The sequence below is a fragment of the Streptomyces sp. NPDC102259 genome, assembly GCF_044766465.1.
In the GTDB taxonomy this organism is placed as follows: Bacteria; Actinomycetota; Actinomycetes; order Streptomycetales; family Streptomycetaceae; genus Streptomyces.
This window is the reverse complement of the sequence record NZ_JBIWMA010000016.1, coordinates 154,083-179,967: the sequence shown is the minus strand read 5'-3', so window position 1 is coordinate 179,967 and position 25,885 is coordinate 154,083. Positions and strand designations below refer to the sequence as shown.

General features: G+C 72.1%; 20 protein-coding genes and 2 pseudogenes. 18 read left to right on the top strand and 4 right to left on the bottom strand.

The window, feature by feature from the left end:
• Positions 1-279 precede the first annotated feature (279 nt).
• Together ACIRPU_RS31015 and ACIRPU_RS31010 are read left to right on the top strand one after the other, a co-directional pair.
• Positions 280-984, top strand: a complete 705-nt coding sequence (locus tag ACIRPU_RS31015) for a DNA polymerase beta superfamily protein (RefSeq protein WP_403873040.1) — start codon at positions 280-282, stop codon at positions 982-984.
• Positions 985-1,401: 417 nt separating this feature from the next.
• Complete coding sequence (locus ACIRPU_RS31010; RefSeq protein WP_403873038.1) at positions 1,402-3,672, top strand: elongation factor G; 2,271 nt, start codon at positions 1,402-1,404, stop codon at positions 3,670-3,672.
• Between the two features lie 130 nt (positions 3,673-3,802).
• Here ACIRPU_RS31010 and ACIRPU_RS31005 read toward each other — a convergent pair whose 3' ends face one another.
• On the bottom strand, positions 3,803-5,599 hold the full coding sequence (locus ACIRPU_RS31005; protein WP_403873036.1) for a coagulation factor 5/8 type domain-containing protein: 1,797 nt from the start codon (positions 5,597-5,599) through the stop codon (positions 3,803-3,805).
• Positions 5,600-5,829: 230 nt separating this feature from the next.
• Between ACIRPU_RS31005 and ACIRPU_RS31000 the strand changes: the two genes are divergently transcribed.
• The 4 genes from ACIRPU_RS31000 to ACIRPU_RS30985 are packed head-to-tail and all read left to right on the top strand — an operon-like array spanning position 5,830 to position 10,390.
• Positions 5,830-7,149: an ABC transporter substrate-binding protein gene (locus ACIRPU_RS31000; RefSeq protein ID WP_403873034.1), complete on the top strand. Its 1,320-nt coding sequence runs from the start codon at positions 5,830-5,832 to the stop codon at positions 7,147-7,149.
• 19 nt (positions 7,150-7,168) lie between these two features.
• A complete protein-coding gene (locus ACIRPU_RS30995; protein WP_403873032.1) occupies positions 7,169-8,155 on the top strand; it encodes a carbohydrate ABC transporter permease in 987 nt (328 codons plus the stop codon).
• The gene (locus ACIRPU_RS30990; protein ID WP_384113444.1) at positions 8,145-9,002 is read left to right on the top strand and encodes a carbohydrate ABC transporter permease; all 858 of its coding nucleotides are present in this window, start codon (positions 8,145-8,147) and stop codon (positions 9,000-9,002) included. Before ACIRPU_RS30995 ends, ACIRPU_RS30990 begins: the two co-directional genes overlap by 11 nt.
• 29 nt (positions 9,003-9,031) lie before the next feature.
• Entirely contained in the window at positions 9,032-10,390 is a 1,359-nt protein-coding gene (locus tag ACIRPU_RS30985; RefSeq protein WP_403873029.1) for a GH1 family beta-glucosidase, read from the top strand.
• A 22-nt stretch (positions 10,391-10,412) separates the two neighbouring features.
• Here ACIRPU_RS30985 and ACIRPU_RS30980 read toward each other — a convergent pair whose 3' ends face one another.
• On the bottom strand, positions 10,413-11,366 hold the full coding sequence (locus ACIRPU_RS30980) for an ArsA-related P-loop ATPase (protein WP_403873027.1): 954 nt from the start codon (positions 11,364-11,366) through the stop codon (positions 10,413-10,415).
• A 186-nt stretch (positions 11,367-11,552) separates the two neighbouring features.
• Here ACIRPU_RS30980 and ACIRPU_RS30975 point away from each other — a divergent pair.
• The 6 genes and pseudogenes from ACIRPU_RS30975 to ACIRPU_RS30950 form a co-directional block, all read left to right on the top strand.
• Positions 11,553-12,020: pseudogene (locus ACIRPU_RS30975) on the top strand (GNAT family N-acetyltransferase); the annotation flags it as partial.
• 148 nt (positions 12,021-12,168) lie between these two features.
• Complete coding sequence (locus ACIRPU_RS30970; protein ID WP_403873025.1) at positions 12,169-13,689, top strand: ABC transporter substrate-binding protein; 1,521 nt, start codon at positions 12,169-12,171, stop codon at positions 13,687-13,689.
• A gap of 4 nt (positions 13,690-13,693) precedes the next feature.
• Complete coding sequence (locus ACIRPU_RS30965) at positions 13,694-15,541, top strand: ABC transporter permease subunit (RefSeq protein ID WP_403873023.1); 1,848 nt, start codon at positions 13,694-13,696, stop codon at positions 15,539-15,541.
• The gene (locus tag ACIRPU_RS30960) at positions 15,538-16,893 is read left to right on the top strand and encodes an MDR family MFS transporter (protein ID WP_403873021.1); all 1,356 of its coding nucleotides are present in this window, start codon (positions 15,538-15,540) and stop codon (positions 16,891-16,893) included. The genes ACIRPU_RS30965 and ACIRPU_RS30960 overlap by 4 nt, the downstream gene beginning before the upstream one ends.
• Positions 16,894-16,944: 51 nt before the next feature.
• Positions 16,945-17,577, top strand: a complete 633-nt coding sequence (locus ACIRPU_RS30955; RefSeq protein ID WP_403873019.1) for a hypothetical protein — start codon at positions 16,945-16,947, stop codon at positions 17,575-17,577.
• 56 nt (positions 17,578-17,633) lie between these two features.
• Positions 17,634-18,392 (top strand): YcnI family protein, encoded by a 759-nt coding sequence (locus ACIRPU_RS30950; RefSeq protein ID WP_403873017.1) that lies wholly within the window; start codon positions 17,634-17,636, stop codon positions 18,390-18,392.
• 73 nt (positions 18,393-18,465) lie between these two features.
• On the opposite strand, the gene ACIRPU_RS30945 is transcribed toward ACIRPU_RS30950, so the two are convergent.
• Positions 18,466-19,221: a CDP-alcohol phosphatidyltransferase family protein gene (locus tag ACIRPU_RS30945; protein ID WP_384111678.1), complete on the bottom strand. Its 756-nt coding sequence runs from the start codon at positions 19,219-19,221 to the stop codon at positions 18,466-18,468.
• Positions 19,222-19,329: 108 nt separating this feature from the next.
• On the opposite strand from ACIRPU_RS30945, the gene ACIRPU_RS30940 reads away from it, so the two are divergent.
• From ACIRPU_RS30940 to ACIRPU_RS30920, 5 genes and pseudogenes are all read left to right on the top strand, one after another.
• On the top strand, positions 19,330-20,319 hold the full coding sequence (locus tag ACIRPU_RS30940) for a zinc-binding alcohol dehydrogenase (RefSeq protein WP_403873014.1): 990 nt from the start codon (positions 19,330-19,332) through the stop codon (positions 20,317-20,319).
• A gap of 113 nt (positions 20,320-20,432) precedes the next feature.
• Positions 20,433-20,831: a 6-carboxytetrahydropterin synthase gene (locus ACIRPU_RS30935; protein WP_054241489.1), complete on the top strand. Its 399-nt coding sequence runs from the start codon at positions 20,433-20,435 to the stop codon at positions 20,829-20,831.
• A complete protein-coding gene (locus tag ACIRPU_RS30930) occupies positions 20,828-22,024 on the top strand; it encodes a glycosyltransferase family 4 protein (protein ID WP_403873012.1) in 1,197 nt (398 codons plus the stop codon). Before ACIRPU_RS30935 ends, ACIRPU_RS30930 begins: the two co-directional genes overlap by 4 nt.
• Positions 22,021-23,082, top strand: a complete 1,062-nt coding sequence (locus ACIRPU_RS30925) for a trans-aconitate methyltransferase (RefSeq protein WP_403873010.1) — start codon at positions 22,021-22,023, stop codon at positions 23,080-23,082. The genes ACIRPU_RS30930 and ACIRPU_RS30925 overlap by 4 nt, the downstream gene beginning before the upstream one ends.
• Positions 23,082-24,143, top strand: a pseudogene (locus tag ACIRPU_RS30920) (YbhN family protein); the annotation flags it as partial. The gene ACIRPU_RS30925 and the pseudogene ACIRPU_RS30920, both read left to right, overlap by 1 nt.
• A gap of 95 nt (positions 24,144-24,238) precedes the next feature.
• On the opposite strand, the gene ACIRPU_RS30915 reads toward ACIRPU_RS30920, so the two are convergent.
• A complete protein-coding gene (locus ACIRPU_RS30915; RefSeq protein WP_403873008.1) occupies positions 24,239-25,084 on the bottom strand; it encodes a creatininase family protein in 846 nt (281 codons plus the stop codon).
• Positions 25,085-25,122: 38 nt separating this feature from the next.
• On the opposite strand from ACIRPU_RS30915, the gene ribA reads away from it, so the two are divergent.
• Positions 25,123-25,782 (top strand): GTP cyclohydrolase II, encoded by a 660-nt coding sequence (gene ribA / locus ACIRPU_RS30910; RefSeq protein WP_403873006.1) that lies wholly within the window; start codon positions 25,123-25,125, stop codon positions 25,780-25,782.
• Positions 25,783-25,885 lie beyond the last annotated feature (103 nt).

The following is a 25,885-nucleotide window of genomic DNA, read 5'->3' as shown; positions in this document are numbered from 1 at the left end:
GGATTCCTCTCGTCGACCTGGGTGCTTGCCGGGCACCCCGTGGGCTCTGCTGCTACCTCTGCCCCTACACGGCACCACCGGCCGGGCCGCTCGACCAGCGCACTGATCCGTACGGGTGAAGCGGCGGGCGGGGTGGGGCGCGGGCCCGACGGCAGGGGGGAGCAGGCCGGCGGGCCGGAAAATGCGAGGTGGTCCGGGCGGAGCCGGGGCATCATGGCGGTCCTGCCGCCCGGTCGAGGAGGCAGGACATCACCATCAGGAGAACGACCGGGGGCACCTGTGACCGTCACCAACATCCTGCTGTCCGGCATCGTCGGCTCGACGGCCTACGGGCTCGCCCACGAAGGCTCCGACGTGGACCGCCTCGGCATGTTCGCCGCCCCCACCGAGGACCTGCACGGCCTGCACCAGCCCAAGGAGTCGCACGTCAGCACGGCGCCCGACCGCACCCTGCACGAGGCCGGTAAGTGGTGCCGGCTCGCCCTCGGCGGCAACCCGACCGTGATGGAACTCGTCTGGCTGCCGGACGAGTTGTACGAGGTGCGGACCCCGCTCGGCGACGAACTCATCGACCTCCGTGCGACGTTGCTCAGCGCACGCCGGGTCCGGGACGCCTATCTCGGCTACGCCACGCAGCAGTTCCGCAAGCTACGGAACCGCGGCGAGGGCCCCCTCACCGCGGACACCCGCAAACGGACCGCCAAACACGCCCGTCACCTCAAGCGACTGTGCACCCAGGGCTACGAGCTGTACGCCACCGGCCGGTTGACGATCCACGTCGACGATCCCGAGAGCTACCACGCGTTCGGCGAGCAGGTCGCGGCCGATCCCGAGACCGCGCTGCCGCTGCTGCGCGGCTTCGAGGAGGCGTTCGCCGAGACGCGCAGCGAGCTGCCCGAACAGCCCGACGAGACGGCCGCCGACGCGTGGCTGCGCCGGGTGCGGAGGCAGTTCTACCCGGCGACGAAGTCCACGCCCGTGTGAGCGTCGGACGCGCTGCCGTCACGCCGGGAGGCGGAGCCGTACCGGAACAGCCGCGAGGCGCGTGCGATAAATCGCGTGCGGCTCCGGCCCGTTCGCCCCTACACTCGCCGGAACCGAGCGCGGCCCACGACACGGGCGGCGCGGTACCGAGACGAACGAGGGGGGCCCGGCCATGCGTGACCACACCGCTGTCGTCGCTCCCCGCTCCCGCTACGAGGTGATCCTCGTGTCTTCGGCCGTCCGGTGCTCGCTGCGCGGCCGGCACCGGATGCTGACGAACGTCTGAGTACAACAATGCCGCGCTGATGTGCCGTATCTGACGGCACATCAGCGCATCGGCACGTTTACCACGTGCCTCGGCGTTCGTCCGGAAATCGCGCCGCCCGTTCTCGGAAACACCCCGAAAGGCCAAGGGCCGTGCGCAACCACCTCGACCGTCCTCTCTCCGCTGTGCGCAACCTGGGCATCCTCGCCCATGTCGACGCCGGCAAGACCACCGTCACGGAGCGGATCCTGTACGCCACGGGGACCACGCACAAGCGCGGCGAGGTCCACGACGGCACGACCATCACCGACTTCGACTCCCAGGAGCGCGACCGCGGGATCACCATCTTCGCCGCGGCCGTCAGCTGCGACTGGGACGGTCACCGCATCAACCTGATCGACACCCCGGGACACGTCGACTTCGCCGACGAGGTCGAACGATCCCTGCGGGTGCTCGACGGGGCGGTGGCGGTGTTCGACGCCGTCGCGGGCGTGGAACCGCAGAGCGAGTCCGTGTGGCGGCAGGCCGACCGGCACGGCGTACCGAGGATCGCGTTCGTCAACAAGCTGGACCGGGTGGGCGCCGACCTCGACGCCGCGGTGGCGTCGATCCGGGAACGGCTCCATCCGCTCCCGTTGGTCGTACACCTGCCGATCGGTGCCGAAGACAGCTTCACCGGCGTGGTCGACCTGCTGCGCATGCGTGCGCTGACCTGGGTCGACGGCGGCGAGACGGCCGTCGAGGACGTCGTGCCGGAGGATCTTCGGGAGGAGGCGCTGCGTCGCCGTCGGCTGCTGGAGGAAGCCGTCGCGGAGCGGCATCCGGCCGCCCTGGAGGAGTTCTGCGACCGGGAGACGCTCTCCGTCGAGACCCTCTCCAGTGCCCTGCGCGAACTGACCCGGACCGGCGACGGCGTGGTCGTGCTCTGCGGCTCGGCCTACCGCAACCGCGGCATCGAACCGCTGCTCGACGCCGTCGTCGCCTATCTGCCGTCGCCGTTGGACGTGCCGCCGGTATGCGGTATGCCTGGCGGCGCCGACGGTATGCGAAATACCAAGGGCAGTATGCGCGAGGCTGTCGACGGTATGCCACGTGCCGCCGGTATGCGGCAGGGGGTCGACGGTATGGGTGATGCCGCCGACGGTATACACACTGCTGTCCACGGTATGCACGAAGGTGCCGACCCTGCCTCTGCCTCTGCCCGCGAGAGTGCGGACCGTATGCAGGATGCCGGAGGCGAACAACGACCCGCCGACCCCGCCGCACCGTTCGCGGCGCTCGCGTTCAAGGTCGCCGCTACCCCCACGGGCCGGCTCACCTATCTGCGGGTGTACTCGGGCACGATCGAGAAAGGAGACGCGGTATGGGAGTCGGGCGCGGGGCGGATCGAGCGGATCGGCCGGATCCTGCGTGTGCAGGCCGACCGGCACGCGCAGCTGGAGCGCGCGGTCGCCGGGGACATCGTGGCCGTGATCGGGCTGAAGTCGGCCCGTGCGGGTTCGACGCTGAGCGCGCCGGGGGCGCGGGTCGTTCTCGAACCGCCCGGGGTCGCCGACCCGGTCGTCTCCGTGGCGGTCGAGGCGTGCGTGAGCACCGACACCGACCGGCTGGCCTCGGCGCTTGCCCGACTGGCCGAGGAGGACCCCTCGCTGGTCGTCCGGACCGATCCGGAGACCGGTCAGACGGTGTTGTCGGGCATGGGCGAACTGCACCTGGAGGTGGCGGTGGAGAAGATCCGTCGCAGCCTCGGTCTGGAGGTCAACGTGGGTCGTCCGAGGGTGACTTACCGCGAGACGGTGGCCCGCGGGGTGTCCGGCCTGGTCTTCCGGCATGTCAAACAGGACGGTGGGGCGGGCCAGTTCGCGCACATCGTGCTCGATGTCGAGCCGCTCGGCGCGGACGAGACGGGAGGCGTTGCTGAAACCGGTTTCACGTTCCGGTCGGCCGTCGTCGGTGGACGGGTGCCGCAGGAGTACGTCCGCGCGGTCGAGGCCGGCTGCCGGGACGCCCTCGCCGAGGGTCCCGTGGGCGGGCACCCGGTCACCGGGCTGCGGGTCACCCTGACGGACGGGGCGACCCATGTGAAGGACTCCTCCGAGATGGCCTTCCGCACGGCAGGCCGGCTCGGGCTGCGGGAAGCCCTGCGCGGCTGTGCGATGGTCGTGCTGGAACCGGTCGTCGAGGTCACGGTCACCGTTCCCGAGGACGCCGTCGGCGGGGTCCTGGGCGATCTGGCCGCGCGGCGCGGGCGGGTCACCGACTCGGCCGTGCGCGGCGGTTCGGCGGTGGTCACGGCCACCGTGCCGCTCGCCGAACTGTTCGGCTACGCGACCCGCCTGCGCAGCCGGACCCAGGGCCGGGGCACCTTCTCGGCCCGGCCGACGGGGTACGCCCCGGCGCCGGCGACGGCGACGACGCGGTAGGGGTAAGGGGCCCATGTCCCTCCCCGCGAGGGCGTGGACCGTGGGTCGCCTTGTCGGTTCGTGCCACGAACACCTGGCGTTCGTGGCACGAACCAAAGGCCCGATTCGGGGTCGTCGCCGCGTGGGCGGATCAGGGATACGCCACCACGGTCGACGGCACCGTCGAGGTGCCGGAAGTCGGCGCCCCGAGGTCGTTGACGACGTGCTCGTACTGGCCTTGGCCGCCCAGGGAGACGACCAGCAGGTCGTGGAACTTCACCCCGGGTACGTTCGGGGCGGCGAAGCCGTGGTGCTGGACGATCGTCGGGTCGACGTTGTAGTAGCAGTAGCTGCCCAGCCCCCAGCCCTCGTGCGCGGTGACGTTGTCGCCGACCTTGTAGGCGGCGTAACCCTTTACCGAGCCGTTCTGGATCGCCGCCTGGTTCGGCGCGTCGTAGGCCTTCTCGTTCTGGAAGAAGATCGTGCGGCCGCGCTGGCCGTTCCACTGCACGTCGTACTTGTTGAAGTGTTCGACGAACAGGCCCGTGGCCAGCACGTCGTGGCCGTTGACGACGACGCCGTAGTCGGCCCGGTTGGTCTCCCAGCCGACGCCCTCGCCGTGGTCGGCGCGCCAGATCCAGGTGTGGTCGACGATCGTGTGCCGGTTGTTGACCACCAGGCTGGTGGTGGCCTTGCCGGCGCCCGCCCCGCCGATCCGGACGAACACGTCCTGGACGGTGGTGGGATTGGCGGAGTGGTCGCGCGAGGCTCCGGGCGGACCGATCTCCAGCAGGGTGGGCGAGTTGACGGGTCCGGCGTCGACGAGGAAACCCGCCAGCCGGACGCCGTCGACGTCGGCCACCCTCACCGCCGTGACGCCGTTGTCCGGGATCAGGGTGGCGTACCCCAGGCCCAGCACGACGGTGTCGGCACGGTTCACCTGGATCGGCCGGTCGAGGTGATAGATCCCCGGCGTCAGCAGCAGGTTCAGGCCCTGCGCGAGCGCCTGGTTGAGCGTGGCGGCGGAGACGCCCGGCTTGGCGACGTAGAACCGCGACAGGGGCAGCGAGCTGCCGCGCGGCGTGCCCTTGCCCCAGGTGACCCCGCGCGCGTGGGTGCGCTCGGCGGGCAGGAAGACGCGGAACGCGCCGGCGCCGTCGACGTACAGGAACGGTTTCTCCCGTGAGACCGGGGTCGTGTCGAGCGTGGTGTACGGCGGGTTGGGGAAGCTCTGGGCGGGGGCGCCCTCCACCCCCGAGAACACCATGTTCCACACGCCGTTGAGCCAACTGCCGATGGCGCTGTCCCGGGTGTACCACTGCTGCTGCGAGTACGGTGCGATCTCGCCGTCGATACGGCTGTCGGCGATGTAGCCGCCGCTGGCCCAACCGTAGCCGGACGGAGCGAGGTTGAGGCCGCCGCGGATGTGCATCCGGCGGAACGGGGCCGCCTGGGCGACCGCCCACCGGTTGGTGCCGCTGACCGGGACGAGCGCGAGGTTCTCCGCCGAACGCCAGAAGTTCTGCGTGGCGTTGCCGCCGAACCAGCCCGCGTCGACGGTCACGTCGCCGTTGATGGTCGTGTCGTCGGGGGAGAGACCGAGGCCCGCGATCGAGGTGTAGAAGCCGAGTTGGGCGTTGAGACCGTGGTAGGTGCCGGGGCGGAAGAGCAACGCGTAGCGTCCGGTGCCGAACTGGGCCGATTCCTGCTGTCGGAACACCGCGTCCAGCCGGGCCTGGATGTCCGGGGTCGACGGGTCGAAGACGAGGACGTTCGAGCCGAGGTCGCCACCGCCCGGAAGGGCGCGCAAACGCTTTCCGAGCGGGGCGGCGGAGGCCGGCGCGGGGGCGAGTCCGGCGAGCGCGGGGGCTGCCGCGGCCGAGGCGGCGGCGGCGAGGACTGCTCTGCGGCGCACGGCGGGCGGCTCCGACGACGGAGTGTGGGGCATGGGCGGCTCTCCTCGGTCCAGGCCGTTCGAAGTGAACGGCTGATTTAAGGAAGTGAACGGTCGCTGCGCTGAGAGCGCTCTCTCAGCGCTGAATGCTTCAACTACCCGAACGTGTGCGTCAAGTGGTGGGACCGGAGTTCCCCGGACTGTGCCGGAACTCTTGACGCGGCCCTCTTCCGAGGTTTAACTCACGTCCTAAATTAAGTCCTGATGACACCGGGAGCCGACCCATGCGCACCATCCGAGCCGCGGCCACAGGCGCCGTCTTCATGTCACTCGCCCTCGCGGCCACGGCCTGTGGCGGCGGCACCTCGACGGACGGCGAAGGTTCCAACGACTCGCCGAAGACCCTGACGTACTGGGCCTCGAACCAGGGCGCGAGCATCGAGGTGGACAAGAAGGTCCTCCAGCCGGAACTCGACAAGTTCGAGAAGCGGACCGGGATCAAGGTGAAGCTGGAGGTCGTCCCCTGGTCGGACCTGCTCAACCGGATCCTCACGGCGACCACGTCCGGCCAGGGCCCCGACGTCCTCAACATCGGCAACACCTGGTCGGCCTCGCTCCAGGCCACGGGAGCGCTGCTGCCCTGGGACGAGGCGAACTTCGCGAAGATCGGCGGCAGAAACCGTTTCGTCGACTCCGCGCTCGGCTCGACCGGAGCACAGGGCAAGGACCCGGCCGCGGTGCCGCTGTACTCGATGGCCTACGCCCTGTACTACAACAAGCAGATCTTCGCCGACGCGGGCATAGCCCAACCGCCCGCCACCTGGGGCGAGTTGGTTGCCGACGGCAAGAAGATCCAGGCGAAGGGCAAGCAGGTCCTGGGCGCCGAGGGCGCGAACGTCTCGGAAAACGTCCATCACGTCTTCGTCTTCGCGAAGCAGCACGGCGCCGACTTCTTCACCGCCGACGGCAAGCCCGACTTCACGTCCGACGGCGCGGTCGCGGCGGTCAAGCAGTACGTCGACCTGATGGCGAAGGACAAGGCCATCCCGCAGGGCAACGCCGAGTACGCGCAGAACCAGTCCGTGAGCGACTTCGCCAAGGGGAAGACGGCGATGCTGCTGTGGCAGACCGCGTCCGCCAACCTCAAGTCCCAGGGCATGAGCGAGGACAAGTACGGCATCGCCCCGGTGCCCGTGCAGTCCGGCGCCCCCGGCACCGGCGCCCAGATCAACTCGATGGTCGCGGGCATCAACCTGGCGGTCTTCAAGAACACCGACAACCTCGACGGCGCGACCGAGTTCGTGAAGTTCATGACCGGCGACGAGGAGCAGAAGATCCTCAACAAGGCCTACAGCACCATCCCGCCCGTGGCTTCCGCCCAGTCGGACGCCGGGTTCAACTCGCCCGCGAACGCGGTCCTGAAGGACACCCTCGCCAAGAGCGCCGCCGCGCTGCCGCAGGTCGCCGACGAGTCCCAGTTCGAGACGGTGATCGGTACGGCCGTCAAGGAACTGTTCGCCGACGCGGCCGCCGGCCGCCCGGTGACCGCCGAGTCGGTGAAGGCCAAGCTCGCCAAGGCCCAGCAGCAGATGCCGGCGAAGTGAGCCGGACGAAGTGAGCCAGATGACCACCACAGCCGAGGTCGAGAAGCCTCGCGCCGACCCTGGCCCCGGCCGGGCCCCGCGCCCGCGTCCCGGCCGGATCCGCCGTATCGGCCTGCCCTACCTGCTGCTCCTGCCCGCTCTCGTCCTTGAACTCCTCGTGCACCTCGTGCCGATGGTGATCGGCATCGTGATGAGCTTCAAGGAGCTCACCCAGTTCTACATCCGTGACTGGGGCACGGCTCCCTGGTCCGGCGTCGACAACTACCGGGTGTCGGTGGACTTCGACGCTCCGGTCGGCGAGGCCCTGCTGCACTCCTTCCTCGTCACCGTCGGCTTCACCTTGCTCTCGGTGGGACTGTGCTGGCTCATCGGCACCGCGGCGGCGATCTTCATGCAGGACGCCTTCCGCGGCCGGGGCCTGCTGAGGGCGCTCTTCCTGGTGCCGTACGCCCTGCCCGTCTACGCGGCCGTGATCACCTGGGTTTTCATGTTCCAGCACGACAACGGCCTGGTGAACCACGTTCTGCACGACCAGCTGCACCTCACCGACACGCCTTCCTTCTGGCTGATCGGCGACAACAGTTTCTACGCGTTGCTGACGGTGTCGGTGTGGAAGGGCTGGCCGTTCGCCTTCCTGATCGTCATGGCCGGCCTGCAGAACATCCCTGGCGAGCTGTACGAGGCGGCCGCCCTGGACGGCGCGGGCATGTGGCAGCAGATCCGCCGCATCACCCTGCCGTCCCTGGGCCCGGTCAACCAGGTCCTGATCCTGGTCCTGTTCCTCTGGACGTTCAACGACTTCAACACGCCGTTCGTCCTGTTCGGCAGAGCCGCCCCGGAGGCCGCGGACCTCATCTCGGTCCACATCTACCAAGCTTCCTTCGTGACCTGGAACTTCGGCACGGGCTCGGCGATGTCGGTCCTGCTGCTCCTCTTCCTGCTGGCCGTGACGGGCGTCTACCTCGCCGTCACCTCGCGCGGACGGAGGGCTTCCCGTGCGTCGTAACTCCCCGCTCTCGCCGCCCAGTTCGTTTCTCTGGTCCCGGCGGATCTTCCTCACCCTGCTCACCGGATTCGTGCTGCTGCCGGTGTACGTGATGGTCTCCAGCTCGCTGAAGCCCCTCGCCGACGTCACCGGCGAGTTCCACTGGCTGCCCAGCGGCCTGACGCTCCGCCCGTACATCGACATCTGGTCGACGATCCCGCTCGCCAGGTACTTCGTGAACTCGCTGATCGTGGCGGGCGCGGCGACGGTCTGCTCGGTGGTGATCGCCGTGTTCAGCGCGTACGCGGTGAGCCGTTACGACTTCCGTGGGAAACGGGTTTTCACGGTCACCGTGCTGTCGACGCAGATGTTCCCCGGCATCCTCTTCCTGCTCCCGCTGTTCCTGCTCTACGTCAACATCGGCGACGCCACCGGCATCGCGCTGTTCGGCTCACGCGGCGGCCTGATCCTGACCTATCTGACGTTCTCCCTCCCCTTCTCCATCTGGATGCTGATCGGCTACTTCGACTCGGTGCCGCGCGACCTCGACGAAGCGGCGCTGGTGGACGGCTGCGGCCCGCTCGGCGCGCTCTTCCGGATCGTCGTGCCGGCCGCGATCCCCGGCATCGTGGCGGTCGCCGTCTACGCCTTCATGACCGCCTGGGGTGAGGTGCTGTTCGCCTCCGTCATGACCAACGAGACCACCCGCACGCTCGCCGTCGGACTCCAGGGCTACTCCACCCTCAACAACGTCTACTGGAACCAGATCATGGCCGCCTCGCTGGTCGTCAGCGTGCCCGTGGTGGCCGGCTTCCTGCTCCTCCAGCGCTATCTCGTCGCCGGACTGACGGCCGGAGCCGTGAAGTGAGCAACCCGCCCGATCCCGAGAGGACTTCAGTGACCATCGACTTTGCCGCCCTGCCCCGGGACTTCCTGTGGGGGACCGCCACCTCGGCGTACCAGATCGAGGGAGCCGTGGCGGAGGACGGCCGTTCGCCGTCGATCTGGGACACCTTCTCGCACACGCCCGGAAAGATCGCGGACGACGACCACGGTGATGTCGCCTGCGACCACTACCACCGCTGGCGCGAGGACATCGGCCTGATGCGCCAACTCGGCTCCAACGCCTACCGGTTGTCGATCGCGTGGCCCCGGGTGATGCCGGGCGGCGACGGACCGCCGAACCCCAAGGGCCTCGACTTCTACGACAAGTTGATCGACGGCCTGCTGGAGGCGGGCATCACCCCGTCCGTCACCCTCTACCACTGGGACCTGCCGCAGGTTCTCCAGGACCGCGGCGGCTGGCCCGAGCGGCGCACCGCCGAGCACTTCGCCGCGTACGCGGAGGTCGTCGCCGAGCGGCTGGGCGACCGCGTCACCCACTGGGCCACCCTGAACGAACCCCTGTGCTCGGCCTGGATCGGCCACCTCGAAGGCAAGATGGCCCCCGGCCTCACGGACCTGACGGCGGCCGTCCGCGCCTCCTACCATCTGCTCCTCGGGCACGGACTCGCCGTCCAGGCCATCCGGGCGGCCGTCCCGCACGCCGAGATCGGCATCGTCAACAACCTCTCCACCGTCCACCCCGCCACCGACCGCCCCGAGGACATCGCCGCCGCCCACCGCATGGACGGCCACACCAACCGCTGGTGGCTCGACCCGGTGCACGGCCGGGGCTTCCCGGCCGACATGCGCGAGGTGTACGGCGTCGAACTCCCGGAACATTCAGGCGACTTGACGACGATCGCCGCGCCGCTGGACTGGCTGGGCCTGAACTACTACTTCCCGGCGACGGTGAGCGACGACCCCGACGGGCCCGCCCCGCAAGCCCGTTCCGTCCGCCGAGGCGGCGTCCCGCGGACCGGCATGGACTGGGAGGTCGACCCGAGCGGCATCGAGACGTTGCTGCTGCGGCTGACCGACGAGTACGGCGCGCGTCGGCTGTACGTCACGGAAAACGGTTCCGCGTACCCGGACGTCGTCCGCCCCGACGGCACCGTCGACGACCCCGAGCGCCAGGCCTACCTGACCGGGCACCTCGCGGCCTGTGCCTCCGCCGCCCGCAAGGGCGCTCCGCTGGCCGGCTACTTCGCCTGGTCCCTGCTGGACAACTTCGAGTGGGCGTACGGCTACGACAAGCGCTTCGGCCTCGTCCACGTCGACTACCGCACCCAGGCCCGCACGATCAAGGGCACCGGACGCCACTACGCGGACATCATCCGTCGCCACCGGGAAGGGGTGGCGAAGGCCGCCTGAGGCCACGGGGCGCGGGGTCTTCTCAGGTCGGTGACGCTTCGCCGGGGACGAAGTCCGGGTCCACCTGGGCCGCCAGGTCCTCGCCCGTCGCCGCGTCCGCCCGGGCGCGGGCGTTGCGGAGGTGGAACTCCACGGCGTGGCGGTGGAGGACGGGCCAGTTCTTCTCGCGGGCGTCGACCGTCTCTCGCAGGAGGTGGAGGGCGTGGCGGTTGACGTCCTCCAACTCTCCCTGGGGGTCGCCCCGTTCGGCCGAGCGGACCCAGGGGGAGGCGACGAGGTGGGTGAGGAGGTCGTCGCCCACCTCCTCCTTGAGGAAGAGCAGGTCGTCCTCGCCGGTCACCTTGTTGCCGACCACGGCGAGGGGGATGCCGAACTCGCGGGCGTGGTCGCGGTACTGGCGGTAGACGGAGACGCCCTTGCGGGTGGGTTCGGCCACCAGGAACGTCATGTCGAAGCGGGTGAAGAGGCCGGAGGCGAAGGCGTCGGCGCCGGCCGTCATGTCCATCACGAGGTACTCGCCGGGGCCGTCCACCAGGTGGCTCAGGTAGAGCTCCACCGCGCCCAGTTTGGAGTGGTAGCAGGCCACCCCCAGGTCGCTCTCGTCGAACTCGCCCGTCACCATCAACGGCACGCCGCCGACCTTCTGGACGTGACGCGTGTGCAGTGCGTCGTCGCCCAGCAGGCGCAGCAGCCGGGAGCCACGGCCCGGCGGGGTCGTCTTGACCATCGCCTCGCGGGAGGTGATCCGCGCGTTGGTGCCGCGCAGCAGGTCCTTGATGTCGCCCAGATGCGCGGCCAGGGGTGGGGCCGTGAAGGGCGCCGTGCCCGCCGCGGGGTCCAGCGCCTCGGACAGATGCTGGTTGATGTCGCCGTCGACGGCGAGCACCGGTGCGCCGGAGCGCGCCAACTGCCGGGCGAACAGGGCCGACAGGGTCGTCTTGCCGCTGCCGCCCTTCCCCACGAACGCGACGCGCATCACAGCACCCCCTTGTTGAAAATGAAAGTCATGTGGCTAGATTTAGGGGCGTGCCGTGATCTCTGTCAAATCCGGGAGTGGTGGTTAAGTGATCAACTGTCTTCGCTTATTGCATATGATGTGCAAGTGCGTTACTACTGCATCAGGCCCGCGGGCCCCGAGGACCTCGACGGCGCCCGAGCCGTCATGCTCGACACCGTCTACCGCGATTTCGGTACCGGTTACGTGCCCCGCTGGCACGGCGACATCATCGACCCCGTCGCCGCCTACCTCGTCCCGGCCCGCCACACCCTGCTGGTCGCCCTCGACGGCACGGACGGCGAGGTCGTCGCCACGGCGGCCCTGGACTCCCGGGGGCCCGCGCACCCACCGAACCCGCGCCATGTCGCCGAGCGCTACCCCTGCGGAACGACCGCGCAGCTGCGCCGCGTCTACGTCCGCCGGGAACACCGTCGGCGCGGCCTCGCCCGGCGGCTGGTCGCCGAACTCCTCGCCTTCGCGGCCGCGGACGGCGGCTATCGGGCCGTCTATCTGCACACGGACCCGGCCGTGGAGGGAGCCGAGGGGTTCTGGCGGTCGCTCGGCACCGTCGTGCACGACGAGCGGGAGGAGGTGACCGGCGGTCAGGGCATCGTGCACTTCGACGTCTCCCTCGGCGCCCTCCACCCCGCCTCTCCCTCCCCTTCAGCTTCCTCGGCCCCTTCAGCTCCAGCGGCCTCTTCGGCTCCCTCCGCCCCCTCCGTCCCTGTCGCTCCTGCCGCTCTTTCCTCCTCTCGCCCTCGTCCTCCAGGCCGGTAACTTCATGCGCTTCCCCCGCCGTCCCCGCGGCCCCCGCCCTCCCCGGCTTCTCGCCGCGTTCTTCCTCACCCCGCTGCTCGCCGGCTGCTTCGCCTCCTCCGGTGGCGACGACGGTGCGGCCTCCGGTGCCGGCGACGGCTCCCGGCTGCGCGTCGCCCTCGCCTTCCCGCCCGCCGAGAACCTCTCCCCGTACGGCGCCGACGCCACGATCCTCAGCCGTCTCGGGGTCACGGAGGGGCTCACCGTCCTCGACGCCAACGGCGCCGCCGCCCCCGCGCTCGCCGCGTCCTGGCGCCAGGAGGACGACCGCACCTGGCTGTTCACCCTGCGCGAGGCCGCCTTCCAGGACGGTACGGACGTCACGCCCGCCGCCGTCGCCGCCGCCCTCACGCACGCCACCGAGGCCGAGCCGCCCCCGGCCGCGCTCTCCGGCGTCACCCTCACGGCGAAGGCGGTGGGCGCCACCGGCGTACGCGTCACCACCGCCGCCCCCGACCCGGTCCTGCCGCTGCGCCTGTCCAGCCCCGGCCTCGCCGTTCTCGCCCCGAAGGCCTACGGGAAGAAGGGCGCCGTCGACCCGGTCGGCACCGCCACCGGACCTTTCGCACTCACCGAGGTCACCGGCGCCACCGCCGCCGAGCTCGACCGCTTCGACGACCACTGGGGCGGCCGGGCCCAGGCCTCCGGCGTCGAGGTGCGCTTCATCGCCGACGGCACCGCCCGTGCCAACGCCCTGCGCACCGGTCAGGTGGACCTCGCCGAGGCGATACCCGTCTCCCAGGCCGCCGGCCTCGACGCGGACACCCGCCGCGAGACCGCCACGACCCGCACCACCAGCCTGCTCCTCAACGCGAAGTCGGGCGTCTTCAAGGACCCGGCACTGCGTGCCGCCGCCCGCGCCGCCGTCGACACCTCCGCGCTCGCCAAGGGCGTCTACGAGGGACACGCGGACGCCGGCGCCGGCATCTACGGCCCCGCCGTCACCTGGGCCGAGGGCAAGCGCGTCCGGCCCGCCGGACGGGCGAAGGCCGGTAGCCCCGGCGGTTCCTCGATCACTCTCGCCACCTACGACAACCGGCCCGAACTCCCGGAAGCCGCGCAGGTGTTGAAGCAGCAACTGGAGACGGCGGGCTTCGAGGTGAAGCTGGAGGTGCGTGCGTACTCGAGGCTGGAGAGCGACGCGCTCGCGGGGAAGTTCGACGCCTTCGTCGGCGCCCGCAACAGCCTCCTCGACACCGGCGACCCCGTCTCCCTCCTGGCCAGTGACTTCACCTGCGACGGCGGTTACAACCTGGCCCTGCTGTGCGACAAGGGCGTCGACCGGGCGGTCGCCGAGGCGCGGACGGTGGCCGACACCGGTGAGCGGCAGGACGCCGCCCTGGCCGCCGAGGCCGCGATCCTCGGCACGGACGCCGTCGTCCCGCTGGTCCACCAGCGCGTCATCACCGGTGTCGGCGCCGAGGTCAGCGGTGTGCTCCTCGATCCCTACGAGCGCACGCTCGTCGGCGCCGGGACCAGGCGCTGACGGCATGAGGAGCAGGATGGGCGCGCTGCTGTGGCGTGCCGTGCTGGCCGGGCTGCTGGTGTGCGGGGTCGGGCTGCTGCCCTGGCTGTCGCACACCGACCCGGCGCTGACCGTACTGAAGGCGCGATCCGCCGACCGTGACGCGACGCCCGAGGTGCTCGCCGACATTCGCGCCCAACTCGGTGTGGAAGAGGGCCCGTTGCGGCTGCTCGGGCAGTGGCTCGCAGGGCTGCCGCGCGGCGACGCCGGACGGTCGTGGATCTCCGGGGCCGACGTCCTGCCCGCGGTCCTCGAGGCGCTCGGCGCGTCACTGCTGCTGATGGCAGTGGCGTCGGCGGTCGCCCTGGTCACCGCCGTCGGCGTGTGCGCCCGCACCCTGTGCCTCGGTGCGCGGCGGCGACTGGAGGGCCGGCCCGCCGGCGGCTCCGGTTCCGCCGTGCTCGCCGCGCTGCCCGAGTTCCTGACCGCTTCCGTGCTCGCCACCGTCGTCGGCGTGCAGTGGGGTTGGCTGCCCGCTCTCGGCTGGTACGGCCCGCAGTGGACCGTGCTGCCCGCGCTCGCCCTGGGCCTGCCCGCCGGCGCGGTGCTCGGCCGCCTCCTCGACGACCAGCTGCCGTCCGCCTTCGCCGAGCCCTGGGCGCTGGCCGCCGCCGCACGAGGACTGCCCGGCCGGAGCATCGCCCGTAAGGCGCTGCGCCGCTGTGTGCCCGGACTGCTGCCCAACCTCGGGCTGTTCGTCGTGGGTCTGACCGGCGGATCCGTCGCCGTGGAGCAGATCTTCGACATCCCCGGGCTCGGCCGGACCACCCTGCAGGCCGCGATCGCTCAGGACCTGCCGGTCCTCCAGGCGGGCACCCTCGTCCTTGTCGCCCTCGCGGCCGTCACCACCGGCGGCGCCCGGCTCGCGGCCCGGCTGCTCATCGGACCCGCGCTGCGCGACGGCGCGTTGCATACACTCCGCCGGCCATCGCCGCCGGTCCGCAGGATCCTGCCTATTGCATACGGTCTTCTGCTGTCCGGCGTCATCTGCCTAGGGCTGCCCCGTGATCCGCTCGCCCTCGACACCGCGGCCCGCCTCCGACCCCCCTCCACCACTCACCCGTTCGGCACCGACGCGCTCGGCCGCGACGTCCTCGCCCGGATCGCGCACGGCGCCCTCGACACCCTCCTGCTCGCCCTCGCCATCAGCGCCCTCGCCCTGACGGCCGGAGTGCTGCTCGGGCTGCTGCCCCGGTTGTCCGGGCCACTCGTCGACACCGTGAACGCCGTACCGCCGGTGCTCGCCGCGCTCCTCGTGACCGCGGTCTGGGGCAGCGGGCCCACGACGCCCGTTCTCGCCGTGACCGTCGTGGCCTGGGCGCCACTCGCCGCGCACACCTGCGCGCTGCTGCGCCAGGAGCGGGCCACCCTGCACCTGACCGCCACCCGCTCCCTCGGCGCGGGCCCCGGGTATCTGCTGAGGAACGAGCTCCTGCCCGCCGTCCTCCCGCCCGTGGCCCGCCACGCCCTCCTGCGTCTGCCCGGCATCGCCCTCGCCCTGGCCGCCCTCGGCTTCCTCGGCCTCGGCGCCCAGCCGCCGTCCCCCGAGTGGGGTCTGCTCCTCGCCGAGAACCAGCCCTATGCCGAACGCGCACCCTGGGCCGTCCTCGCCCCCGCCACCGTTCTCGCCGTCCTCGGCGCACTGGCGGTGACCGCGGCCGGTGGTCTGCGGCGGCCGCGGCCACGGTGGCAGTCGCAGTCGCTGCCACGGCGTCGGCGACGTCGTACGGCTGACGCGCACGTCGGCGAACAGCGCTCCGGCCAGGCGGAGTTGACGGGCGTTGGGACGGGGGCGGAGATGGGGGCGGGATGACGACGACACGTACCGCTCCCCGCCCCGCCTCCCGCCCCGCCCCGCGTCGGCCATGGCGCCAGAGCGAGAAGGGCCTGCCCGCGCTCTCCCCTCTTCTGCGCCTGCTGATCCTCACTCAACTCGCGTTCAACATCGGCTTTTTCGCCGTCCTGCCCTTCCTCGCCGAGCATCTGGGCGACGCGGTCGGCATGGCGGGCTGGCTGGTCGGGTTCGTGCTCGGGCTGCGCACCTTCAGCCAGCAGGGGCTGTTCGTGGTCGGCGGGGCGCTCGCCGACCGGTACGGCGTCCGGCCCGTCGTCCTCGCCGGGTGTGCGCTGCGCATCGCCGGGTTCGGCTGGCTCGGGTACGCCGAGCAGACCTGGACCGTCGTCGCAGCGGTGCTGCTGACCGGGTTCGCGGCCGCGCTGTTCTCGCCCGCCGTCGAGTCCGAGGTGGCGCGGCAGGCCGTCGTGCACGAGGAGTCGGGCGGTGGGCCGCGGACCCGGGTGCTCGCGCTGTTCACCGTCGCCGGGCAGGCCGGGGCGTTCGTCGGGCCGCTGCTCGGCGCGCTGCTCCTCGCCGTCGACTTCCGCGCGGTGTGTCTGGCGGGTGCCGGCGTCTTCGTCCTCGTCCTGGCCGGTCACGCCCGGCTGCTGCCGCAGCACCTCCCCGGCCGCTCCCGGGTCCATGTACGCGGCGGTGTCGGCCCGTTGCTCCGCGACCGCCGCTTCCTCGCCCTGTGCTGCGCGTACGGCGCCTATCTCCTCGCCTACAACCAGCTCTACCTCGCCCTGCCCGCCGAGGTGGAGCGGGCGGCCGCCTCGCAGGCGCCGCTGGCCTGGCTGTTCGCACTGTCGTCGCTGCTGGTGGTGACGGCCCAGCTGCCGGTCACCCGGTGGGCGGGGGAGCGGGTCGGCCTGCGCCGCTCCATGGCGGCCGGGCTCGCGCTGATCGCCGCGGGGTTCGCCGTGGTGGCCGCCGCCCGGCCCGCGGGACGGACCGGGACGGCCGGGCTGCTGCCCGCGGCCGGCTTCGTCCTGCTGCTCACGCTCGGTCAGATGCTCGTCGTGCCCGCCGCCCGCGCCTGGGTGCCGGATCTCGCCGAGGAGGGCCGGCTCGGCCTGTACACCGGGGCGCTGTCCTCGGTCTCCGGGCTGATCGTGCTGCTCGGCAGCGCGGCCACCGGCGCCCTGTTGGACGCCGGCCTGCCCCCGGCCGTCCCCTGGCTCCTGCTGGCCGCCGTCCCGGCAGCCGCCGTCGCGCTCCTCCCGTCGGCGGACGTGCACGCGGGAGAGCGCGAACGCGGGAGAGCGCGAACGCGGGAGCGCAGAAACGCAGGAAACGCGGCAGCGCATGAACGCGGGCGCACGTGAACGCGGCAGCGGTGGCCGACGTATCAGCCGAACGTGGGAGGATCCCTCACCATGAGTGCGTCCCCGGCCGTCCGGAGTCTGCGCGCCGCGGTGTTCGCCGCGATGTGCGTGCTGCTGGCCGCCGCCGGGCACGGGCTCGCCACGGGTGACACGCCGCCGCCGTGGGCGGACGGCGCCGGATTCCTGGCCGTCTTCGCCGCCGGGTGGCTGCTCGGCGCCCGGGAGCGCGCACTGCCCGGGATCGGCGCGGCCATGCTGGCCACCCAGGCCGGCCTGCACGTCGCCTTCGACGCGGCCCGCTCCCGTACGGCCGCGCGGACCATGCTCGCGATGCCCATGACGTCCGCCCACGGTATGCACGCGCACGGTATGCACGCGCACGGTATGCACCTGCCCGCCCAGACCGTCACGGCCATGACCCCGCACGCGACGGCGGCCCACGTCCTCGCCGCCTTGGCCGCCTCCTGGTGGCTGCGGCGCGGAGAGGCCGCCCTGTGGTCGCTGCTGCGCCGGGCGGTCGCCTTCCTGCCGGGCCTCGCGGCCTGGTGGCGGGTGACCCCCGTCCCGCTGCCCGTGCCGTCGGTCCACCCCGCCGCCCCGGCGCCCGTCCCGCCCCGGCAGCGGCTGCTGCGCCACGCGGTGAGCCGCCGCGGGCCGCCCGCCCCGATCCCGTACGCGATCTGACCCCGAGCCGGCCCGGAGCCGGACCCTCATCCTTCCTGTACGGAGATCACCCACTCATGTCCACGACACATCCCGCCCTGCGCCGCGCCGGTCTCGGCGCCGTGCTCGCCGCCGCCGCGGTCCTCGCCGCCGCCGGCGCCGCCTCCGCGCACGTCACCGTGCACCCGGAGAGCTATGCCCGGGGCGCCACCGACGGCGTCCTCAGTTTCCGGGTCCCCGACGAGGACGACACCGCGAGCACCACCAAGGTCCAGGTCTTCCTGCCCACCGACCACCCCGTGCTCGGCGTGCTGGTCCACCCGCAGGACGGCTGGACCGCGAAAGTGACGACCACGAAGCTCAAGACGCCCGTCAAGACCGACGACGGCACGATCACCGAGGCCGTCTCCGAGATCACCTGGACCGGCGGGAAGATCGGCGCCGGCCAGTACGAGGACTTCGACGTCGCCTTCGGTCAGCTTCCCGACGACATCGGTCAGCTGGCCTTCAAGACCCTCCAGACCTACTCCGACGGCAAGACGGTCCGCTGGATCGAGGAGGCCGAGGAGGGCGCGGACGAACCGGAGAACCCGGCGCCGGTGCTGAAGCTGACGGCGGCTGCGGACGACGGCGACAGCACCTCCGACGCCGCCTCGAAGAGCACGGACGGCACGAGCGGCAAGGCCGGGGCCGAGGGCGGCACGGTGCAGGTCACCGCCACCGACGCCAGTGACCCCACCGCCCGCGGACTGGGCATCGCCGGGCTGGTCGTCGGTGTGCTGGGCCTCGCGGCGGCCGGCTTCGCCGTCGTACGGACGCGGTCGGCACGGTCGTAACCACCCGGAAAGCCCATGGGGCAGGGCCCGGACCGTGAACCCGGTCCGGGCCCTGCCCCATGGGAGCGGCGAGTCACACGAGCTCCAGCACCTTCGGCGCCGGAGCCTGCGCGGCGATCCGCGAGGTCCGCCACAGCCACAGCACGTCCCGGCCGAAGGACCACACCAGCGAGCCCAGCGCCAGCAGGACGACGGCGTAGTTGACCGCGTAGGGCAGCAGGTCCGCGCCCGCCAGCAGCAGCAGGACGCCCTGGAGCGCGGCGACGGTCTTGCGGGCGGTGCTCGGCGGGAGCGGGGCGTTGAGCCAGGGGGCGACACGGGCCGCCGCGACGAACACGTAGCGCATGCCGCCGATCAGGAGGACCCACGGGCCCATCGCCATCGAGACGTACACGCTGAGCACCAGGATCAGGAACGCGTCGACCTCCATGTCGAAGCGCGCGCCCAGCGCCGTCGAGGTGCCGGTGCGCCGGGCGACCTTGCCGTCGACGCCGTCGAGGATCAGGGCCACGGCCGTCAGACCGACCAGCAGCGTCACCGGCGGCGTGCTCTCGAAGGAGTCCGCGACCAGCGCGGTCACCCCGCCGACCAGCGTCGCCCGGCCGAGCGTCACCCGGTTGGCCGGGCCGAACGAGCGCAGGCTGGAGCGGTGCAGCGCCCGGGAGAGCACCCCCCAGGTGGCGATGGCGAAGACGAGACCGGTCACCCAGCCCGCCGGCCCCAGGCCGATCGCCGAGCCGAGCAGAGCCAGCAACAGGATCTGAACGCCCGCTCCCACAGCGGTCTCCTGCTGGACCAGCCTTGCGTCGTAAGTGTTGTTCAGGGCCACCGCACATTCCTCCGGCCAGATGACAAAGATGATCAGTGCCGCGTACTGTGCGCGGACTGTGCACACCTCGGTACGTGGGCCGGTTGCCGATCGTTCAGGAGGATGCCGATGTCTGTCACCGCTCGAGCGTTCTGGGTCAGCTCTCCGGGTGAGGGGGAGATCCGCGAGGTCGTCGTCCCCGACCCGGCCGAGGACGAGGTGCTGGTCCGCTCGCTGTGGTCCGGCGTCAGCCGTGGCACGGAGACCCTCGTCTTCAACGGCGGGGTGCCCGAGAGCCAGCACGCGGCGATGCGGGCGCCGTTCCAGGAGGGCGACTTCCCGGCGCCCGTCAAGTACGGCTACCTCAACGTCGGGGTGGTGGAGCAGGGACCGGCCGCGCTCGTCGGGCGCACGGTGTTCTGCCTCTACCCGCACCAGACGCGGTACGTCGTCCCGGCGACCGCGGTGACGGTCGTACCGGACTCGGTGCCCGCGCCGCGGGCCGTCCTCGCCGGCACCGTCGAGACCGCCGTCAACGCCCTGTGGGACGCGGCGCCGCTGGTCGGCGACCGGATCGCGGTGGTCGGCGGCGGCATGGTCGGCTGCTCGGTGGCCGCGCTGCTGGCCCGCTTCCCGGGCGTCCGCGTGCAGTTGGTGGACGCCGACCCGGCGCGGGCGAAGGTCGCCGAGGCGCTCGGCGTCGACTTCGCCGTTCCCGAGGACGCCCGCGACGGTCTCGACCTCGTCGTGCACGCCAGCGCCACCGAACAGGGCCTGACCCGTTCCCTGGAACTGCTGTCCGCCGAGGGCACCGTCCTCGAACTGAGCTGGTACGGCGACCGGAAGGTCTCCCTCCCGCTCGGCGAGGTCTTCCACTCCCGGCGGTTGGTCATCCGCAGCAGCCAGGTCGGCACCGTCTCCCCGGCCCGCCGCGCCAGCCGCACGTACGCCGACCGGCTCGCGCTCGCGCTGGAGCTGCTGGCCGACCCGGCGCTCGACGCCCTCGTCACCGGAGACAGCGCTTTCGAGGAGTTGCCGGACGTGATGCCGAAGCTCGCGACGGGCGAGATTCCGGCCCTGTGTCACCGCGTCGGGTACGGGCAAGAGCGCCTGACCTGAGAAAAGAGTGAGATCGGGCTGAACACGGGGAAGTGAAGGTCCGTACTACACGGCATCCCCCGGGCGGCCAACGGCCGGGGGGAGCAGAGGCGCCGCACCTGGAGGGTCGTCCGTTGTTCAGTGTCACCGTCCGCGATCACATCATGATCGCCCACAGCTTCCGCGGCGAGGTCTTCGGACCCGCGCAGCGCCTGCACGGAGCGACGTTCCTCGTGGACGCCACTTTCCGCCGCGAGCAGCTGGACGACGACAACATCGTCGTCGACATCGGCCTCGCCACGCAGGAGCTCGGCGCCGTGGTCAGCGAGCTGAACTACCGCAACCTCGACAACGAGCCCGACTTCGCCGGGGTCAACACCTCGACCGAGTTCCTGGCCAAGGTCATCGCGGACCGGCTCGCGGAGCGGATCCACAAGGGCGCGCTCGGCGAGGGCGCCCGGGGCATCGCCGCCATCGCGGTCAGCCTGCACGAGTCGCACGTCGCCTGGGCGAGTTACGAGCGTGCGCTGTGACCGACGTGACCGTGGAGAAGGCCGCCGTGCACAAGGCCCCGCTCGCGTACGTGCCCGCGCAGGCCGCGCTTCCCAAGATCGGCGGGATCATCCCCATGTCGCTGCGCTCCGTGCAGTTCGTGATGCCGGGCGGTGTCGACGACCTGGCGAACCCCAGCGGCGGCAACGCCTACGACCGGCGCCTGTGCCTGGATCTGCCCGGTTTCGGCTGGCGGGTGCACAAGCACCAGGTGGCCGGTTCCTGGCCCCGCCCGGACGCGGCCGCCCGTGCGGAACTGGCGCGGACGCTGCGCGAGTTCCCCGACGGCACGGTCGTCCTCCTCGACGGGCTCGTCGCCTGCGGGGTGCCGGAGATCATCGCCCCCGAGGCGGAGCGACTGCGGCTCGCCGTCCTCGTCCACCTTCCGCTGGGCGACGAGCGGGGTCTCGCGCCCGAGGTGGCGGCCGAGCTCGACGCCAAGGAGCGGGCCGTGCTGCGGGCCGTCCCCGCGGTGATCGCCACCAGCGACTGGGCGGTCCGCCGTCTCGTCTCCCACCACGGGCTCGCCCCCGACCGGGTCCATGTCGCCGCCCCCGGCGCCGACATCGCCCCCCTCGCCTCCGGCACGGATGGCGTGTCGCGGCTGCTGTGCGTGGCCGCCGTCACCCCCCGCAAGGGCCAGCACCGGCTGGTGGAGGCGCTGGCCGCGGCGAGAGACCTGCCGTGGAGCTGCGTGTGCGTGGGCGGACTCGGGCAGGACCCGGAGTACGTCACCCATCTGCGCGGCCTGATCGCCGAGCACGGCCTGCAGGACCGGCTGGAACTGGCGGGCCCGAAGGCCGGCGCCGAGCTCGACGCCGCCTACGCCTCCGCCGACCTGATGGTCCTCACCTCCTACGCGGAGACGTACGGCATGGCCGTCACCGAGGCGCTCGCCCGCGGCATCCCCGTCCTCGCGACGGACGTCGGCGGGCTGCCCGAGGCGGTCGGCCGCGCCCCCGACGGCGGCGTCCCCGGCATCCTCGTCCCGCCGGAGGACCCGGCCGCCCTCGCGGTCGAACTGCGCGGCTGGTTCGGCGAGGCCGACGTACGCCGTCGTCTCAAGGCCGCCGCGCGGGGCCGCCGGGCGGCCCTGAACGGCTGGGCGACGACCGCCCAGAGCCTGGCCGGCGTCCTGGGCAGGCTTTCCAGCGAACCCCGGAGGGCGGCATGAGGAAGACGACGGCGACCCCGGCCGACGTGGCACGACGCATGGTCGGCATTCCGGCACAGCCGGTCCGGAAGGCTGGTCACGCGATGGAGTCACGGATCCCCGACGACGGCTCGGCGACCGGCACGGGTGCCGATGCCGACGACGCGGTGCTCGGCGTGATCGCCGGCGCCGGACCCGTCAGCCGGACCGGTGAGCGGCCGACCGTACGGCTGCGGGACGTCGGGCCGGACGAGCAGCCCCGTTACGCCCCCGAATGGCTGGAGTTGCGCGAGCCCGCCGACGCCGCCGCCCGGTCGATGGAGCTGTTGGACCCGCTGCGGATCCGGCTCGCCAACCTGCCCGGACGCGGCGGGCTGGCCATCCACGACCTGGGCTGCGGCACCGGCTCGATGGGCCGCTGGCTGGCCCCCCGGCTGGACGGCGCCCAGCACTGGGTCCTGCACGACCGGGACCCCTACCTCCTGCACTTCGCGGCCGTCGCCTCGCCCCGGGCTGCCGCCGACGGCTGCCGGGTCACCGTCGAGACACGGCGCGGCGACGTCGCCCGGCTCACCCCGGACGCCCTGCTCGGCGCCTCGCTGGTCACCGCGTCCGCGCTGCTGGACGTCCTCACCCGCGAGGAGGTCGAGACGCTCGCCGCGGCCTGCGCGGGCGCCGGCTGCCCGGCGCTTCTGACGCTCTCGGTCGCCGGACGCGTCGAATTCAGCGCGCCGGACCCGCTGGACGACGAGATCGCCGCCGCCTTCAACGACCACCAGCGGCGCGGCGGCCTCCTCGGCCCCGACTCGGTGACCGTGGCCTGCGAGGCGTTCGCCGCCCACGGCGCGACCGTCAAGGTGCACCCGAGCCCGTGGCGGCTCGGCCCCGAGAACGTGGGCCTGACCGCCCAGTGGCTGCGCGGCTGGGTCGGCGCGGCCGTGGAGGAGCGCCCCGAACTGGCCGAGCGCGCCGAGGCCTACCTGGCCGCCCGGCTGGCGGCCTGCGCGGCCGGCGAACTGCACGTCACCGTCCACCACAGCGATCTGCTGGCTCTGGCCCGGCCGACGGGCGGGGTCTGATGAGCACGGAGACGGCGGGCCCCCGGGTGACGGCCGTGCCGCCGGTCGGGTGGGCGGAGGGAGCCAGGGCGGTCGCACGCCGGCCCCCGCGCAGCCCTTCGGTGGCCCGCACCGGCGCCGCCGTGTCCGAGGCCCGTATCGGTGTCATCGTGACCGGGCCGCGGGCGAAGCGGCCCTCCCGGCTGCGCGCCCTGCTCGGCAACCGGGCCGTCCGCACGCACGTCGGGACGGTCGCCGGAGTCGCCATCCTCAGTGTGTTGCTGTGGCGGCTGGGCACCGGAGTCTTCATGGACGGACTGCGCCGGATCGACGTGCCCACGCTGCTGGTGGGGCTCGGGATCGGCGCGGTCACCACGGTGTTCAGCGCCTGGCGTTGGGCGCTGGTGGCCCGTGGACTGCGCATCCGGCTGCCGCTCGGCCCGGCCGTCGCCGACTACTACCGGTCCCTGTTCCTCAACGCGGCCCTGCCCGGTGGCATCCTCGGCGACGTGCACCGCGCGGTACGGCACGGGCAGAGCGCCGGTGACGTCGGACGCGGCGTGCGGGCCGTGGTCCTGGAGCGCACCGCGGGACAGCTCGTGCTGGCCGTCGCGGGCGTAACGGTCCTGCTGACCCTGCCCTCCCCGGTCATGCAGGACGCACGCCACATCGCCCCGCTGCTCCTGCTGGCCGGCGTCGGCGCGCTCGCCGTCGTCCTCGCCGTCCGGATGAACTCCTCGGCGCCGCGGCGCGGCGGCCGACTGCGGGCGGGACTGGCCGAGGCGCGCGAGTCACTGCTGTCGCGGCGCAACGGGCCGGGCGTCGCCGTGTCCTCGGCGGTCGTGCTGGCCGGGCACCTCGGGATGTTCGTGGTGGCCGCGCGGGTCGCCGGCTCCGGCGCCTCCGTCCTGGAACTGCTGCCGATCGCCGTGCTCGCCCTGCTCGCCATGGGCCTGCCGCTGAACGTCGGCGGCTGGGGCCCGCGCGAGGGCGTCACCGCCTGGGCGTTCGGCGCCGCCGGGCTCGGCGCGAGCACCGGCCTCGCGGTCGCCGTCGTCTATGGAGTGCTCAGCTTCGTGGCGGCGCTGCCGGGGGCGGTCGTGCTGGTCGCCCGCTGGTACGCGGGGCTGCGGGCCGGGGCCGCCGAAGAGACGGGCCCCGGGCTCGACGAGCGGCGTCACGACGACGCCGCGGCACCCGCTCCGGAGTCGTCACCGGCGTCGGACGCACCGGCCGCCGCGGTACGGATTTCCGTTCCCGAAGCCGTCGGAGTCCCCGCGGTGAGCAAGGAGAAATACGCGCCGAAGGAATCCGCCAGGCTCGCCAGGAGTTCCTTCCCCTTTTCCGCGGACCCCAGGGAAGGACGGCCGATGACGCCCGAATCGGTATAGGCGGACATTCCCAGCGTGAGCAGATGACGGCGGTCGTCCGCGACGAAATCGGCCGACTCATAACCGGGCCGGACGAGTTCGGGGTGGGCGTGCAGCAGGATCGAGGTCTCGATCTCCCCGGCGTGCATGTCGGTGAGCAGTGAGGTCGACACCCCGGACCGCTCCAGCGCCGCTTCCCAGTCCTCCGGGGCGGGGAAGAGCGCCATCCGCTCACCTGCGGCGGACGACTCCTGGACGACGTTGCCCAGGACGTAGTTCCCGCCGTGTCCGTTGACCAGCACCAAGGCCTCGACGCCCGAGCGGCGCAGCGACGCCGCTATGTCCCGTACCACCGCGTGAAGGGTCACGGAGGAGATGCTGACGGTTCCCGGCCAGGCCGCGTGCTCGTGCGAGCAGGCGATGGTCACCGGCGGGAGGAGGTGCACCGGGTACGCCCCGGCGATCTCCCGGGCGATGGCGCAGGCGACCAGTGTGTCGGTGGCCAACGGCAGGTACGCGCCGTGCTGTTCGAAGCTTCCGACGGGCAGGACCGCCACCTGCGTCGAGACGCCGGCGCCCCGGGTCCGTACGTCTTCGGTGGTGTCCGTCGGCACCAGTCCGTACGCCGCCGACCGTATTTCCGAACCACTCATTTCTTCCCGGCCCTTCGTCTCTGCTTAGGAACCAGATCATGACAGAAAAAATTGGCGTACTCGGCACGAAGACCGCGCAGCGCACCGGTGTGGAACGCGTGGTGAATGCACCCCTGCCCACCGTGTACGGGAATTTCCAGGCGGTCGGATACATGGACCACGACCGCGGTGACGAGCAAGTCGCTCTGGTCTACGGCGAGATCGGCGCCGAGGACGTGCTGACCCGACTGCACTCGGAGTGCCTGACCGGCGACGCGTTCGGCTCCCAGCACTGCGAGTGCGGCGACCAGCTGGCGTCCGCGCTGCGGGCGGTCGTCGCCGAGGGCCGCGGCATAGTCGTCTATCTGCGCGGGCACGAGGGCCGGGGCATCGGGCTGCTCGGCAAGCTGCGGGCGATGGCGTTGCAGGCGGAGGGGCTGGACACCGTCGAGGCGAACGTCGCGCTCGGCTTCCCGGTCGACGCCCGCGACTACAAGGTGGCCGCCGACATCCTGCGCGACCTGGGCGTCGACTCCGTCCGCCTGATGTCGAACAACCCGCGCAAGCGCGAGGCGCTGGTGGACAACGGCATACGGGTCGCCGAGGAGGTCCCGCTGCTGATCGAGCCGTGCGAGAACAACATCACCTACCTGCGCACCAAGCGGGAGCGTCTGGACCACCGGCTGCCCCACCTGGACGCGGTGGCGCACTGGTCCTGACCGCGCGTGGAACCGCCGCCCCGAACGGGTAGGGATCACGGCGGCCATGGCGTACGACAGCCCCGGTCCCGGCGTACGGGCCGGTGCCGCCGTGACAAGGAGC